The organism is Kosakonia sp. H7A, assembly GCF_003028445.1.
In the GTDB taxonomy this organism is placed as follows: Bacteria; Pseudomonadota; Gammaproteobacteria; order Enterobacterales; family Enterobacteriaceae; genus Kosakonia; species Kosakonia radicincitans.
Window position 1 is genome coordinate 1 of sequence record NZ_PYTZ01000139.1, and the last position, 436, is coordinate 436.

The window sequence follows — 436 nt, forward strand, 5'->3', positions numbered from 1 at the left end:
CCCAGCAATCAAGGTCTTGGCACCGATGGCGCGAACGTAGGCATTGTCCATCGCCCCTGCATACGTCACCAGCAGCTTGTCGATGCGGGGGACGCCATCCCAGGTCAAGCCATCCAGGTAGTCGCGGACTGGATGCACGGTGTTCTCGCGGGCAATAGTGAGTGCTGCCTCCAGGACATCGTCCTTGGTCCAGTTTGCGTCAGTGGCCTCGACGAAGTACTGGCGGATGCGGCGCACCACGTCATCGTCCAGCCTACGGCCCACGTCCACATTCCATGGCAACTCTGGTGCCGTGAGATGCGTTGATCCGCCGAACTCGTCATAAGCCAAGCCAAGCTGGTCGCGGATATGGCGCATCAGCTTCAGGCAGTTCGGGAAGTTGCTGACGATCTTGCCAGCGTCAGTGCGCCTCATCGCGGGCAACTGCTCGCCCTCG

General features: G+C 61.2%; 1 pseudogene. It reads right to left on the minus strand.

Annotation, left to right across the window (positions count from 1 at the left end):
* Window positions 1–436: pseudogene (locus CWM66_RS28610) on the minus strand (hypothetical protein); the annotation flags it as partial.